The sequence below is a fragment of the Rhizobium lentis genome, from assembly GCF_017352135.1.
Lineage (GTDB): Bacteria > Pseudomonadota > Alphaproteobacteria > Rhizobiales > Rhizobiaceae > Rhizobium > Rhizobium lentis.
In genome coordinates, this window is sequence record NZ_CP071454.1 from 3,863,707 (window position 1) to 3,877,894 (window position 14,188).

Genomic DNA, 14,188 nt, shown 5'->3' on the forward strand with positions numbered 1-14,188 from the left:
GCGCGTTAGAGGTGGCATCAGGCATCTAAACTCAACAACATCACGTAGAAGGGAGACTTTTAATCTCGGCTGGATTGCGCTATCCCCGCCGAGAAGCAGGGGATTGGGCGTTGGATGCAGTTTCAAATCGTGATCGGGATACGTCACTTCGCGTGCGCATTCCAGGGCTGGATGGGCTTAGAGCAATCTCGCTGCTTCTGGTTTTGTTCGCCCACTGGGCGCCACTCGCATCGCTGATTCTGGAATGGGGGCGAAGCGGTCTTCTAATATTTTTTGTGATCAGCGGTTTCCTGATCACACGAATTCTTATCGACTTAGCCCGGAGAAGGCGTGAGTTTGGTGGATGGCAGATCCTTAGGGGGTTCTATGGCCGCCGGTTCTTCCGCATCCAACCCATCTATTATCTGGCGCTCGTGTTTGTTATCGGCATAGGTCTGAATGACACTGTTCGCGAAGACGTAATTTATCACATCTTCTTCGTGCAAAACCTTGCGAATGCGTTGCTCCGAAACGACATCGGAAGTTATGGGCCAGCTGCCCCGTGGTGGTCACTGGCGGTTGAAGAGCAGTTCTATATTTTCTGGGCACCGATAGTCGTGTTTTTCCGGCCGAAAGTCTGGGTTCTTGCACTATTGGGGGCGCTTGCCATTGCGATCGGCTGGCGCGGCTTCGCCTGGTATGTCGATATTGGTCAGGCGAGTGTTCTTGTTACCCTGGGGAACCTGGATTCCCTGGCGGCCGGCTCGGCAGTTGCCATCATAACGTCTATGGGTCGAATATCGCCTGCGGCCAAGCATTGTTTTACTGCGATCTTAGTGGTCGGCATCGCGGGGCTGTGTCTGCTGTCAATGACGGACATTAGCGTTGGCCAAGCGGAGTTTCGAAGCAGTTTCGTTGGCAAGGTGCTTGCAGACGTACCGGTCTACATGATTGCCTCAGCGCTGATATTCTTCTTGGCCATCGGCAAGGCGGCGACCGCGGCAAGGGTGTTGGAAAACCGCATCCTGGTGTTCATCGGCAAGCGCAGCTACGGCGCCTATGTCTATCATCAGGTCGTGAACTACACGTTCTATTTCGTCGTGACGCCGCGTCTGCTTGAGCCAATCTTCGGCATAAAGCTCGGGTTTCGCGGCACCATGGAGCTTTGCGTATTTACGGCAGTAACTCTGCTCTTGGCTGCTTTGTCCTATCGGTACATCGAGCAGCCGATATTCAGGCTTCGTGATCGGATCTATCCGCCCAATAGGCTTGTTGATCCTGACCAGAATATGCGCATGGCGCAGAAAGCGGTTTAAGTCCGCAGTCTAGATTTGTTGAGGCGGTTCTTCGGAGCCGCCTTTTTCGTTGCCTAGTTCACAATCCGGAGATCACCATGCTCGTGCACAATTGGCGCGAGGTGCTCAGGCGCGCCTGGTCGGTGCGCCTGATGGCCTTGGCGTTCCTCTTCATAATCCTTGAGCCGATCTACAACTTCGTCGCTGCGACCTGGGTATCTCGCAATATCTACATCCAGCTCGCCATGTCGGCGATCACTGGCCTCCTTGCGGTTGCGGCAATCATCGCTCGCATATTCGTCCAACAAAAAGTCTCTGGAGACCTAGCCAATGGCAAGCCGCCTGAAGAAGGGTAGCGCGATCGCTGCCGCATGCATCGCCGTCGTCAGCACCTTTGAGGGGTTGCGCACCGTCGCATATCGAGACCCGATAGGCATTCCGACCGTCTGCTTCGGCGAAACGCGGGGCGTGAAGATGGGCGACAGCTACACCGTGGCACAATGCAAGGACATGCTGGGCGACAGCCTGAAGGAATTCGAAACCGGCATGCGTGCATGCATGAAGCAGCCCGACAAAGTTCCCGCCGGCGCCTATGTCGCTTTTCTTTCCTTTACCTACAACGTCGGCACCGGCGCCTTCTGCAAATCCACACTGACGCGCAAGCTGAACTCTGGCGATGTCGTCGGAGCATGCAATGAGCTGCCGAAGTGGGATCGCGCGGCGGGCATCCGTCTTCCTGGACTGACCAAGAGGCGCACCGCAGAGCGCGCCCTTTGCCTCAATGGGATTCCGGTCTGATGTTCGGGATCCTCGATTATCTCAAGCTCGGCGCCGGCGTGGCTGCCGGCCTGATGCTCTATCACGTCTATGCCGTCGCGATCGGCTACCCTTCGGCCGCTCGCGAGGCGCGGGCCGGCTACGTCCTCCTTGCCGAGAAGACGACAGCAGAAGCCAAGGCCGCAGAGATGGAGCGCCAGCGCAACGCCGCCGCCCAGGCTACCGAAGAGCACCGCAAGCGCCTCGCGGCGGCAGAAGCTTCGGAGCAAGCCGCCAAAGACACCCTCGAAAACGAGATCAGATCCTATGAGCTTCAACTCTCCGAAAAGAATCGCGCTTGCGCTGTCACTGCTGCTGATCGTGACTGGCTGCTCCGCCACTGAGCGCTTGAACAATGCGGCTGCCGCGAAAGGACAGGCGCAGGCGGGTGTTCGTCTTCCGCCGCTTCCAGACGATCTTCGGAAGCAAGAGCCACACGCGCCGGTCGCCGAGGGGCAACCGGTGATCTCTATCCTCGCTCGCGAGCGGCAGGCGCTGGATCGCGCCAACGCCCGCGTCGGGCGATGGCAGCTGTTCTATGACGACATCAGGACCAAGTTCAGCGTTCGTTGAAACACCAGCATCGAAATGCGCATTTGAAGGGGCGGGGAATTGGCACCAACGGAAGATGGAACCATGCATCGCGAGATCGGCATGCTTACGGCGAAGGTCGATATGATCCTCGAGGGGGTCCGACGGTCCGAAGAGAAAGCGGACGTCAGTCGGGCATCAATGCATCGTCGCATGGACGAGATCGTCGATCGGGTGAGCAAGGTCGAAACGACCACCGCAACCGTCAAAGAGGACATCGACGAGATGAAGCCCATCACCGACGATGTGAAGATGTGGAGACAGCGGGGCATCGGCGCCCTGGCGATCGTGGGAATAGGGGCCTCTGCCATGACATTTCTTCTCACGAAGTTCGGAGCGCCGCTTCTATCGTGGGCAACGAGCCGGTAAACCCTCGGCGTGCGGAAACTTTAAAGGCGCCGGGTCGCGCGGACTGTCGCTTTGGGAGCAGACCGGAAACTTGCCTCCGCACGACCCAACTCCGGGATGGGGTGGATCGCCAGGTGAAAGGCGGGTGCGATCCGAAGTTATTACCTCTCTCCCGCGATCCGGTGAGTTAACCTGGTTGTCCCCATGTGGTTCCGGTACGATGCTGAAAAAAAGCCCCGCCGAAACGGGGCAAGTATTGCAACACGGATCGCACAGGAGGAACACCCGTGCTTTCCTATTACTTCAACGAAAGAGGGACCGGCTAGGTTCCACTACGGCGTTGCACATAGTTGAACTCGCTTCATCTTTTCATTGAGCACTCAAGGAAGTCGTTATTTACTTCGCCAGGGAGGTTCTGACTGGATACAGCAACATTACTAAAACCTCCCTGGCGTCCTCTCGACAAGGATAAGGAAAATCTAGCTCGACTCTTACCGAGAAAAAGAGGGACTTAAGTCGGACAATCGGGCGCAGTGGTTGGTAGTCCGGTTCCTGTACGATGCCAGACAAAAAAAGCCCCGCATTCTCGCGGGGTTAGTGTGCGTATAGGGAATTGCGGATGTGCATAGCTTAACATCCGAGTAGTAAACGCGGCGAGTGAAAGAAAGTTCAACTAGCCTCCAGGATTTGCCTCTAAGAAGAAATCCCCGCAGGAGCGGGGTCAGGAACGTGGGGTGTTTTGTTTTTTGCGCCACTTGTGCGCTGCGCAACTATTTTGCACAATATTTTCTTTCTCGCAATAAAAGTAGTACTAAATGTCTATATTGCGTAGCTGTTAATTGGAGCCAATTGGACAATCTTGAACCGAGCGAAAATCAACTAGAGAAAGAAAACATTATTTAGTACTGTTTGATGAGCCGCTCGGCGACTGTTTGCTAAACCCTGAGCAACTCGTCTCCTGTGCGCTGAGCGGCCAGCTAACTAATTCAATCGCACCAATCGTTCCGCTGCATGGGGCTCCAGGCGCGCGCAAATCCTTCACTGAGCAGCGTCTTTCCGATTTCCCGGCCGTTGGCTCGGTAAATATTCACCAGCGGTCGGTGCGACGGCGTCCTGTCCACCGCGCCGCTGAAGACGACCCTCAATCCCTTTTCAGCCAAAAGCTCTTTCAGCCTGCCCTTGGCGAGCAGCGCCAGCTTCCGTTCCTTGAGGCACTTCGCGTGCGATCCGATCTCCGGCGTGTCGATGCCCGAGACGAACGGAACACCTTCTCCCAGCAGTCGCATATTCAGCCCGTCGCATTTGACAGTGTCGCCGTCGACGGCTGTGAGCGAGGCGCATAAGATCAGTCCGGCAATCATTGGGAATCTACCTTGTTCCATGCGGCTGCCGTTCGCCAAGCCTCGTGCTCACGCTGAGTGGCTGCGTCGCGGAAAAACGGGGGCGTTTCTACTGCGATTCTCTCGCCGCATCGGCATGAAATGACCGATACGGCACCGTACGCCGTCATCGGCCGGCGGCCGCAGTGGCGGCATCTGTCAAAGCGCGGGATCGCGTTGTCGTTCATCACTTTAGATGGTTCTCTGCCGCCTCGAGTTTTCGTCGCAGGGCCCGTTCCTGCTCATACGTCTTGTGCGGAAAGTGCTCCCAACACCACCATCGAACCGGGATAGCCTTCGAGGGGCTATTGCCGAAGCCTCCCCATTCCTTGCAGCCGGGCTCTTCGCAATAATGCTAGATGATCACATTAGCGCCAGGTGCCGATGAATGCCCTTCGATACTCAAATTGTCGCCTCCCTGCTAATCCGGCACAAAGCTGCCGAACCGCAGCTTTCCGGCCTTAGCGCCACACAACGAGCATTTTAGGCGTCTCTCGACTTCCTTTATCTGCGCATAATGAAGGCTCGCCGGCAGCCGATCCATAGAGAATTCGCGCCTATCGCCGCAGGCTGTACATTCGGCCATGATGGCGATGTGTTGCGGCGTCGTGTTGACGTAGCCCGGGTCCCAATTCGGCACCTCCAAAAATCTTACCATTTTGGCCCCCGCGGCATGGTTTCAGCCCTCGGCGCGCTCTTCGGCAGGTAGGCAATCGCCACGCGGCGGCTGCCGCAGACCGGACAGCGCATGCGCTGCGAAAGCATCGCAAGCGGAAAATCGCGCCCTCTCGTCGCCACCAGGGTGACGAGATCCAGTCTGTGCTTCCAAAGGCATTCGCGTACGCTCTTCAGCCCCTCTCGTCTTCCCCATGCGCATCTGGCGGTGACATCCCATCCTGCGTCCATTGCCTCGCCGATTGTTTCGGCCATACGTCATCATTCCCCTTTCGAGGTCCTTTCCGCCGCACTGTTGTTTGAATGCTCCGCCCGAGCGATGTTGCTAATATGTTCTCATGATAGAGTGAGTCAATAGCCACTTTTTAGTGCCGCTATGATCTGATCGACTTCGGCGTTCTCCGCCAGCATCAGCGCGTGGTTGTCGGCGAGTTCTATGATTGCCGTGAGCACCTCTCCTGGCTTCCAGCCGGCCGCAATGGCAGCGTCGACCATGTCTCTGAATGCGAACTGAAGTTCGTATTGGCACTTTACGAACCGGTCTGGATCGCCTTCGGGTAGGGTGGGACCTGAAATATAGCTCATCCACCGATGATGGGGCGGCGGGCACAAAGGTCAAGCGCGTGGATGCAACTGGTGTCCCGGCGCAATCTAATCAATCTGGGTCAATTGCTTTTTAAGACGTTGCTGGTGAAGTGCCGGCATGACGAAGCCGCCACGCAAGCCTTCCCAGCCGCTGCTGGGTGATGCGGATGCCCCGCTCCGCAGTCGGCCGCGCCGGCGGCGCGATCCCGCCCAATCTCAACTTCTTCTCGACCCGATGCCGCCGCGCATCGATCCATGCTTGGCGCTGCTAAAGCCGCGACCGCCGAAAGGGCGGCAGTGGGCGTTTGAAGTCAAATGGGACGGTTATCGCCTAGCCATTCATATCGAACACAAGGGCGTCAGGATCCTGACCCGTGGCGGCCATGACTGGACCGACCGCTTCCCCGCCATCGTGGCCCAGGCGAAACGCCTCCCTGTTTCAACGGCGATACTGGACGGCGAGGCTGTCGTATTTGATGAGCAGGGCCGGTCTGACTTCGGCAGACTTCAGCAATCGCTCGGCGGCCGCGGCGGAAAACGGACATCGTGGGAATCCGTCTGTATGGTCTTCGACCTCCTCTATCTCGATGGTCGTGACCTCACCGAGACGGAGTTTACCGCGCGGCGCCATCTCCTCGAGGGGATAGTCCCGGCCGGCGGGGAGGAGGCGATCCGTCTATCCGAGGAGATCGAGGCGGATGGTGAAACGCTTCTGCGCATTGCATGCGAGCATGGGCTCGAAGGCATCATAGCGAAAGATCGGAACAGCACCTATCGCAGCGGCCGAGGCGGCGAGTGGCTGAAGATCAAATGCATTCAGAGCGACGGCTTTGCGATCGTTGGCTATCAGCGGTCAAGCTCGGCGTTCGGGAATATCGGCGCGCTTCTCCTGGCCGCGCGCAGAGAGGGCCAGCTGGTCTATGTCGGATCGGTCGGAACTGGCTTTAAAGCAAGCCAGGCATTGGAGCTTCGCGCTGCGATGGACAAGATCAAGGTGTCGGCACCTACAGTGACGTATACCGGCCAGCGCAAGAATCTGATCTGGATTAAACCGAAACTCGTCGCCGAGATCGAATATCGTGCCTGGACGCATGATGGAAAGCTGCGCCACCCGTCATACAAGGGATTGCGGGAGCATCAGGACAGTGCTGAAGTGTACGAATTTGCGTGATAGGCGGCGTTTACTTCGACGAACTTGGCGATACAGCATCAAGAAACGCTCGGCCATACTCTGTAACTCTGGCCTGGCTCAGCAACGTAAATCCGCCCCAAGCCAAAGCGCCTTCAATGCAGCCTGATTGGCGTAGAGACGCCAACGCGAGTGAAATGGATCTATTTGGCTCTGGGACATCCTTATCTTTAGGTCCTGGAGCATCCAGATAGGAGTGCGGTAGGGAGGCGGTGTACATCATGCCGGATTCATTCACAGCCCGATCCGGAGCGCTTCCCATTGCCTTCAAAATGGCCGCCTCCAGAGGCGACATTTGTCTCAGAGTGTCGGTAAATTGCTTCGGAACATATCCATCTCCCGAATCGCTGATGTGGCTAACAATCAAGTTGGCGAACATGCGAGCCATATCGTCATCCTCTTCTAGCGTGGCAGCTTCGATGAGAGGGACAGCTGTCGAAAGAGCCATCGGCTTTATGCTGGATACGCCCCGTTCCCGCATTAGTTCGCGGATACGCGCTTCCTGCTTGATGGCGAGTTCCAGACGACGCCCTTTGATATAGTCGGCCAGAAGGCCAGCACCCTGTTCGACTGGCGCTATCAGCCGCTGCAAGAAGGCAACCGCATCGTGAATGGTAGGCTGGTATACTGCGGCTGTCTTGGCGATCTCTTCAGCGGCCTTCGCGCCCATCTCGAGGGTTTTGTCCCCGCTCATGTGAACCTCAGTTTCAAATTTGCCCTTTTTGCAGGCGAGAACAATTGAAAGATGGAAATCCTAGACCACGGTTCTTCACTCAACCCGATTGCTTGTCAAACAAACGATCAAGTAGTTCCAGTAGCTGCAAATTAGACAAACTATCGATTTCCGTTTCGGCGAGCTTTCTAAGCTCGCCGCTTCCGTAGATATCGCGATTCCCGTAGAGTTTTCGATAGATTTCGCCGGTCTGTTTTTTCAGATGATCGTCGATTATCGCTCGTATTGCGGTCTCTAGAAGCTTCATCATTAATCCTATTGCTTGGATGCTCCGCGCGCTATGGGCTTTTTGCATCCGCAGTTTATTCAAAGCTCAAAATTGCAGTTTTCGCCTTCCTAAGCAGTGCTAGGGTGCCGCACCGATGTCAATAAGATTCCATAGCGCCCATTAGGCGCTCCCATCGACGTCCCCTTCTTCGTCCAGCTCGTGCACCGGCAGATAGGTGTTTTGCTCCATCCACTCCCGGACGATATACCTGATAGCGTCGTCGCGCGTCAGCACCAACTCGCTCGAGACATTCCGTAGGGCCTCTTCAATGTCGTCGTCGAGAGCGATCGAGCCGGCGTTGCGCACCAGCAGGGCGGCGCGGCGCAGCATGATCTGCAAATCCCGCGTGGGAATTTCGTCTATCCGACTGGCGGCGTCTTCTAGCAGGGTAGCGGTGTCGGGCTTGGTCATAGTACGCCAGTGCTCCTAAAAAACGTCACTGCTCGTGTTGTTTGTACCTTTAAAAAGTCCGCTCTTCGATGGAGGCGCCTGGTATTCATTCATTGCGTGTTCGAGGCAGGACTGAGCAGCGAGGAACATCGTGTATGGGCGTGTCGTTCTAAAGCCCTCGATTTCGCCGGAGAAAAATCCGGCTTTCATCACCGTCTTTTGATCACTGGCCGAATCCGTCAACACGAAATAAAGGTACTCGTTCCAAGTAGTGTCCGCGGCTGGTCGGGAATTTGAATTTGTACATCTCGGCCTTGTGCGGGTCATCCTCGTTCTCCAGAAGAGCCAATACGCCAGCCAGAATTTTAAGAGCCATAGAACGCCTATTGCGAGTGGCAAGAGCCATAAAACGGCAAGAGCAGCGAAGGACGGCAGAGACGGCTGCTTATCGTTCAGCAAGGTGGCACAAGACGCAATTGCCAAGTCGAGGCAGATGTAGAACAGCCAAACAGCAAAAGTGCGCAAATCCTACTCCGATGCTATCCCGCGCATGTGTTGATGCCGTCTCGGACAATCAGCGCCCATTTTGGCCCGAGCGTATCTCTTGCAGAAAGCGCGTTCTGGCTTCCGGGCTCCCCGTCCTTAAACATGCGAACGGCAAGATCCTGATTGTGCCCGCCAGTCACGAAGGTTGGGCCGGGATTGTACACCGTATTGCCGCTGTAGTACCCCGTGTTGCCATAGACCGTTGCCGTTCCGGTCGTCGTGTAAGAACCAGGCATCTGAACAACACGAGTTGTATCTGCGCCCGCCTGGCCCACGATGATATAGCGGTCATAGCCCGCCTTGATTGTCTCGATCGCAGCTTGCTTTGCTGCCACCTTCATAGCGCCCGTGTCGCCGCAGATCGGCGCCGCCCGTGTCTTGATGATGATTTCGTTCTGAGCTGTGCGCATCGAGCTTGACGCCGCACACGATGACAGAGCGCCGGCAGCCAGCGCGAGCAATATAGGTAGTTTCATGAAGATCCGCCCCAACCTCTTTCGCGAGTCAACTGCTTCGGTGTGCCGAGCGATTGAACTCCATATCGGGCAACCCCTCAGTTACCCGGAGCAAACATGGCAGAATTCGGCTCTACGTCAAATTGCATTTTTGATGTATCCTTAACGCAGCCTCAGGACGAAGTTACCTGCCCATGGCGACAGCCTTTGCGCGGTCGCTGGCGGTGTCATCGGACCCTCCAATGCAATGGTCGTTACCTTCAGAGGTAACGCAATCGGCTACGCCGGCCATCATTGCGCCGGACCTTAGATGTTGAGGGGCGGGAGGTAAAATCCGTAATGGAATCAATGTCGACAAATCACCCCTCAACTTCGAATATTTTCATTGAAATTACAGGACAAATTGCCGTTTATGGCATTCCTGCAGGGGTCGCCACAATTCAAGGGGTCCATTCTGGACACGTAGGTTACGTTTATTCCCGAGACATAGGTAACACTTTTGCGCCGAAAGGGTGTGGCCGCTCTGTGTTGAATTCTTCGACGAAGTCGTCAAAGCGCGCCTGTTGCTGCAGGAAATTGGCGCCGGCCGGCTTGGTGGTTCCAGCTTGAGTGTGAGATGCATGCGTTCGTGGCGGCCGTTCTGCTGCGGATCGCCTCGCTTGATGCGTTCGATTTCTATGCCGAGCCGGAGCCACCGGACCGCGAGATAACGGCAAAGCCGCGATCGAAAGGCCGGCTGACACGCATCGCAAAAAACGCAGCGCGCGGATGGGATCGCCGCTCGGGCGACGCCCTTTCAGCTTGCTCATCCACGCGCTGCAGCCGAAGTGCGCGCCGTGTGGCGGGTTTTACCCGCCATTGTCATATTTCTGAATTGTTAGCAGTTGCGGCGGTCGGACGACCGCCGCAACTGACATTGTTACAGAAGAAAATCGCCTGCCCCCAGGTGGACGAGGCCCTTCAGCTGAATCTCGAAGTCATGCACACCATCGCCGTTCAGGTCGGCCTGGACAACGGTAATATCGTGATCGGATCCAGTGTTGTCTTGATAGTGCCAAGCGAGGGCGCCAGCCTTCTTGTCGAACAAGGCATTCTCCTGCGCCTGGAAATGGAAGGTTCCATCGCCCTGCGCAGAGCCATTCGCATCAATCGCCGAGACGTCGATCTTATCGACACCCTTCTGGAAGTCGGTGATGATGTCGCGGTCCCAGCCTGACCCTGTGTCCATCGCCGTTTTGAAGACAAATGTATCCGAGCTGGTGCCACCGCTCATGTAGTCCCTTCCGGCACCACCAGTGATGACGTCCGCGCCGGCTCCGCCATGGAGACCGTTGCGGCCACTATCGCCGGTCAGCACGTCGTTGTAGCTGGAGCCAGTCAGGCTTTCGATGCTGACGAACTTGTCACCCGTGGCTTGCCCGCCAGATGCGGCCCCAGTGGCCAAGTTCACCTTGACGGCGCCGGAGCCCTCATAGCTGGCCGTGTCGCGGCCATAGCCGCCGTCGAGCACATCCGCGCCGGCGCCGCCCTTCAATAGGTCATTTCCGGTGAGACCCTTGAAGGTCTCGTTGCCGCCGTTGGACTGACCGGTGTGCGGCAGGATGTCGTTGCCGTCGGTACCGGTGTATACCTTCGTCGACGTGGTTGGCGTTGTTGGTTGCGTCGGCGCTGTTGGCGCTGTCGGCTCCGTTGGCGCTGTTGGCGTTGTCGGCTCCGTCGGCGTGGTTGGCGTTGTCGGTTGCGTCGGCGCGGTTGGCGCTGTCGGTTGGGTCGGCGTGGTCGGCGCTCCGGATACCGGGCTGGAGCCTGATTCGTAGGCACCCATATCGACAGTTCCAACGACGCGAGCGTCGCCGTCCAGATCGACCGAGCCGAGGCCGTACTTGGCGGTTCCGCCGTCGATCGCCGGCGAGCCGGAGCCGAGGTGGAAGTCGTCGCTCGATGCGCCGAGGAATTTCGGATCGACGCCAAGCTTGTTGCCGTTCGCCGCGGTCGGCATCGCGTTACCACCATCGGTCCTGACCGAGTCCTGGCCGGCCGTGCCGTTGTAGGTGTTGTTGTTGGCCCAGACGACGTTGCTATTGGTATAGCCGCCGTACGACGTGTTATCGATCGCAGTGTTGTTGCTGTTCACCGACGGGTCCGCTACGGCGATGTTGTTGACCCAGGTGTTGTTGCTCGACTGCGCGTTGCTGAGTTCGCCGCGCCATGTGCCGTCGTTCAGCGGGTCCTGATTGTTGTGGTATGCGGTGTTGTTTTGCACCGTGACGGAGTCGCTCCAGGCAACCTGGATGCCTTTACCGCCGTTCTCATAGACAAGGTTGTTGTCGACCAGGGTCTTGAACGTGTAGTTCGGATGACCGCTCGTCTGCGTGCTCTGGAAATCGTCGATGATGATGCCGTTGCCATCGGTGTGCGCACCCGTCTTGGTGACGTTGTTGTGCGAGATGTTGTTCTGCACGATATTCCGGTAGCCGGTCGTCGAAGTGTCGCCGGTGATGTTCCTGTTCTCGTAGAGCGAGATGCCCGAGTACCAGCCCGACGATGCATTGTTGTAGGTCTCGTTGCCTATGACCTTGACGAAGTCCGAATAGTTGAACTGAATGCCCGACTCCCCACTGTCGTGCACCTTGTTGTTAAGAATCGAGACGTGATGGACGTTGTTCCCTTCGATGCCGTCACCGTTGCCGCCCTTGATGTCGAAGCCGTCTATTGTCACGTAGTTGGCGTTGACGCTGATGGCGGTGTAGGAGCCGGCGGGCGGCCGGATCAGTGCTGCGCCAGGCACTTCGGAGCGGAGCGTGATGTCGCCTGCCGCCGAGCCGTCCTTATCGATGTTGATGCTCTCGTTGTAGGTCCCCGGCCGCACCACGACCTCGTCGCCGGGCTTAAGGTCGGCCGCCATTGCCTCGCTGATCGTTTGAAAAGGAGACGTGGCACTGCCGTTACCGCCGCCGCTGCTGCTCGAAGCTACGTAGTATGTCGTCATGGTCTTGTTCCTCAACCTTAGCGTCGTATTTAACCAACTGCTAATTTTAGTTAATCAGTGGTTACGGCGAGGGGTTATAAGACGACGTTCTGAAGGGCGCAACAGCAACGCGACAGTAAGTGCTTGAGAATAATAGCCATATTGCTGCCACATTATCCAAATGTATCCGAAGTTACAGTTTGAAATACTTGGTGAAATTCGAATTGCCCAAATTGGGGCAGTATTTATGTCTCGTATGCCGCGAATTATTCTTTCTGCAACCGCTGCGATATGCTCCCATTGAAAACATTAGAAAAACCAGCTGAAGTGAGCGGTTCCCTGCTGCGAAGTGCGGAATCGACATTTTTTTCCGAAATTAATAATTTTGGGCAGAATCGCCTAAATAAATGACCCTAATCGAGAGGGTAGGGTGGCAAAACCGTCGAATCGCCTGCACCTCGAATTTCACAATAAGCCCGCGATGAAACGGATCGGCGATGAGGTAATGCTTTCGTTTTCGCAGCCCGATTCAGCGATCCGGGTACTCGGAACGTTGCCGCAAGCATGCCGCAAAGAAGCGCACCGACATTCACTCAAGCGGCGCTGAACCACGGCCCATTCATCCGCAGAACAGGCGAATATCGCAGCACGAATTGCAGCGCTCGCATCACCCGGTCAATGCTTGCCACTCAACCCGTTGCCGAGCGGTTGGCTCGATAGGCATCCCGGCGCGAGAGCTCGCAGCGATGGCGCTTAGATCGGTAGTCGCGTGATCCCTCTCTATGAAATCGAGCTTGCTCCGCCAGCTGACTCGGCGTGGATCGATCTGGTGTGCAGGATGCATGCACCGTTTTCATCTTAGAAAGGGGCTGCCCTCAGGAGCCCTAGTTTTGCTCGCCGCGTGCGAGGAAGCATATCGGCGGTCGCCGTAGATCTATGAGGTGCCCGGTCGCAGTAAAGGGATGGGGACTGGAGATCCGCCTGTTGGTGGATTGCAACGACGACGCGATGCGATAAGACTGCAGTATCAGCCGTCTGGGAGAGGATCGACTTTGCCAGGGCTGTCGTCGAGACGACCCTGCAACGGTTACGAAGCGCACTTAAGGCATGAATGACGGCCGTGTGCCGAACCGGTCGCCGACGGCTTGCAAGTGCCAGACCGCAAGCCGACGAGCGATCTGTTTTAACGGCCTTGGAAAATCTTGATGATCTTCGGAGTAAAGCGGTGTTGTTTAACGTCCACGACATCGTCATAGGTAATGCGGCCGGAAACCAAGGCTGCAACAAATCGCTCGCATGCAACCCTCGGAGCGTCCTTGTCCGAGACGTTTGTCACAAGTCCGGCGCCGCGGCGGCCATTTGCATCAAATCCCTTGGCGCAATCGTTCACCACTTCATTTCTCGCCCTTGAGCTGCCCTGAAGCAATGTGACGTAAGCATCATAGTCCTGACGGGATGGGACGCAGGCGGTTAGTAGTCCCATGGCAATCATTATTGTTGCGGTATGAGCGCGCATTTGAATAATCCCCTAATTAATCACTGATCGGCGTCTGGTGTTATTTCGATTCGCCCGGCGCGCGAAAGCCTTTGCGTGAAATCGCGCAGGTTAGGAATTGTTTGTCGTCGGCTGGAGAGCGGTTCTCAGCGATCCAGGAAATGGTCGAAATAAACCTCAGGGATTGGGTAGGCGTAGACGCCCCTGTCGACGAAGCCGCGTCGGTAGAGGCAATTTCTGAGCGCCGTGTTGTAATAGAGGCTGCGCGGGTCCGGCGAGCCGCGTCGCAAGGAACCTGCTTCCGGAACACACCACCGAAGTGCTTTGTCGTATTTGGCCAGGAGGACTGGATCGGTATCGACCCGTATGCTGCCATGGTAGGATTGATAATTCGAAGGGGATTCTGCAGCTGAAATACAGCCGAAGCTAAGCACAAGACCAACAACTGCCATCAATCGCATTGAATTTACTCTCCC

Annotated in this window: 17 protein-coding genes and 2 pseudogenes; 7 read left to right on the plus strand and 12 right to left on the minus strand. The window is 56.6% G+C overall.

Annotated features, from left to right (window positions below):
• Positions 1 to 110: 110 nt before the first annotated feature.
• From J0663_RS18775 to J0663_RS18800, 6 genes are all read left to right on the plus strand, one after another.
• Complete coding sequence (locus J0663_RS18775) at positions 111 to 1,295, plus strand: acyltransferase family protein (protein ID WP_207241885.1); 1,185 nt, start codon at positions 111 to 113, stop codon at positions 1,293 to 1,295.
• Positions 1,296 to 1,372: 77 nt separating this feature from the next.
• Positions 1,373 to 1,630, plus strand: coding sequence for a DUF7940 domain-containing protein (locus J0663_RS18780; protein ID WP_207241886.1), 258 nt, complete (start codon positions 1,373 to 1,375; stop codon positions 1,628 to 1,630).
• The gene (locus J0663_RS18785; protein WP_207241887.1) at positions 1,605 to 2,072 is read left to right on the plus strand and encodes a lysozyme; all 468 of its coding nucleotides are present in this window, start codon (positions 1,605 to 1,607) and stop codon (positions 2,070 to 2,072) included. Before J0663_RS18780 ends, J0663_RS18785 begins: the two co-directional genes overlap by 26 nt.
• On the plus strand, positions 2,072 to 2,434 hold the full coding sequence (locus J0663_RS18790) for a hypothetical protein (protein WP_207241888.1): 363 nt from the start codon (positions 2,072 to 2,074) through the stop codon (positions 2,432 to 2,434). Before J0663_RS18785 ends, J0663_RS18790 begins: the two co-directional genes overlap by 1 nt.
• Positions 2,435 to 2,438: 4 nt before the next feature.
• Positions 2,439 to 2,663: a hypothetical protein gene (locus tag J0663_RS18795; protein ID WP_207241889.1), complete on the plus strand. Its 225-nt coding sequence runs from the start codon at positions 2,439 to 2,441 to the stop codon at positions 2,661 to 2,663.
• Positions 2,664 to 2,726: 63 nt separating this feature from the next.
• Entirely contained in the window at positions 2,727 to 3,050 is a 324-nt protein-coding gene (locus J0663_RS18800) for a DUF1515 family protein (RefSeq protein WP_207241890.1), read from the plus strand.
• A 965-nt stretch (positions 3,051 to 4,015) separates the two neighbouring features.
• Here the strand turns inward: J0663_RS18800 and J0663_RS18805 are convergent.
• The 4 genes and pseudogenes from J0663_RS18805 to J0663_RS18815 form a co-directional block, all read right to left on the minus strand.
• Positions 4,016 to 4,390, minus strand: coding sequence for a thermonuclease family protein (locus J0663_RS18805; protein WP_207241891.1), 375 nt, complete (start codon positions 4,388 to 4,390; stop codon positions 4,016 to 4,018).
• 205 nt (positions 4,391 to 4,595) lie between these two features.
• Positions 4,596 to 4,814, minus strand: a pseudogene (locus J0663_RS31300) (hypothetical protein).
• 245 nt (positions 4,815 to 5,059) lie between these two features.
• Positions 5,060 to 5,338, minus strand: a complete 279-nt coding sequence (locus J0663_RS18810) for a hypothetical protein (RefSeq protein WP_207241892.1) — start codon at positions 5,336 to 5,338, stop codon at positions 5,060 to 5,062.
• A gap of 96 nt (positions 5,339 to 5,434) precedes the next feature.
• A complete protein-coding gene (locus J0663_RS18815; RefSeq protein WP_207241893.1) occupies positions 5,435 to 5,668 on the minus strand; it encodes a hypothetical protein in 234 nt (77 codons plus the stop codon).
• Positions 5,669 to 5,786: 118 nt separating this feature from the next.
• Between J0663_RS18815 and ligD the strand changes: the two genes are divergently transcribed.
• Positions 5,787 to 6,839, plus strand: coding sequence for a non-homologous end-joining DNA ligase (gene ligD, locus J0663_RS18820; RefSeq protein ID WP_207241894.1), 1,053 nt, complete (start codon positions 5,787 to 5,789; stop codon positions 6,837 to 6,839).
• A gap of 10 nt (positions 6,840 to 6,849) precedes the next feature.
• Here ligD and J0663_RS18825 read toward each other — a convergent pair whose 3' ends face one another.
• The 8 genes and pseudogenes from J0663_RS18825 to J0663_RS18860 all read right to left on the minus strand — a co-directional run bounded on the left by J0663_RS18825 (position 6,850) and on the right by J0663_RS18860 (position 14,173).
• Positions 6,850 to 7,551: an Abi-alpha family protein gene (locus J0663_RS18825; RefSeq protein ID WP_207241895.1), complete on the minus strand. Its 702-nt coding sequence runs from the start codon at positions 7,549 to 7,551 to the stop codon at positions 6,850 to 6,852.
• A gap of 79 nt (positions 7,552 to 7,630) precedes the next feature.
• Positions 7,631 to 7,837, minus strand: coding sequence for a hypothetical protein (locus J0663_RS18830; protein WP_207241896.1), 207 nt, complete (start codon positions 7,835 to 7,837; stop codon positions 7,631 to 7,633).
• Between the two features lie 141 nt (positions 7,838 to 7,978).
• Positions 7,979 to 8,269: a CopG family transcriptional regulator gene (locus J0663_RS18835; RefSeq protein WP_207241897.1), complete on the minus strand. Its 291-nt coding sequence runs from the start codon at positions 8,267 to 8,269 to the stop codon at positions 7,979 to 7,981.
• A 518-nt stretch (positions 8,270 to 8,787) separates the two neighbouring features.
• Positions 8,788 to 9,204 carry a hypothetical protein gene (locus J0663_RS18840; protein WP_246590316.1) on the minus strand — a complete coding sequence of 139 codons (417 nt, stop codon included), beginning with the start codon at positions 9,202 to 9,204 and terminating at the stop codon, positions 8,788 to 8,790.
• 557 nt (positions 9,205 to 9,761) lie between these two features.
• Positions 9,762 to 9,955: pseudogene (locus J0663_RS18845) on the minus strand (integrase core domain-containing protein); the annotation flags it as partial.
• A gap of 213 nt (positions 9,956 to 10,168) precedes the next feature.
• Complete coding sequence (locus tag J0663_RS18850; RefSeq protein WP_207241898.1) at positions 10,169 to 12,238, minus strand: choice-of-anchor Q domain-containing protein; 2,070 nt, start codon at positions 12,236 to 12,238, stop codon at positions 10,169 to 10,171.
• Positions 12,239 to 13,400: 1,162 nt separating this feature from the next.
• A complete protein-coding gene (locus J0663_RS18855; protein ID WP_207241899.1) occupies positions 13,401 to 13,733 on the minus strand; it encodes a hypothetical protein in 333 nt (110 codons plus the stop codon).
• 125 nt (positions 13,734 to 13,858) lie between these two features.
• A complete protein-coding gene (locus tag J0663_RS18860; protein ID WP_207241900.1) occupies positions 13,859 to 14,173 on the minus strand; it encodes a hypothetical protein in 315 nt (104 codons plus the stop codon).
• Positions 14,174 to 14,188 lie beyond the last annotated feature (15 nt).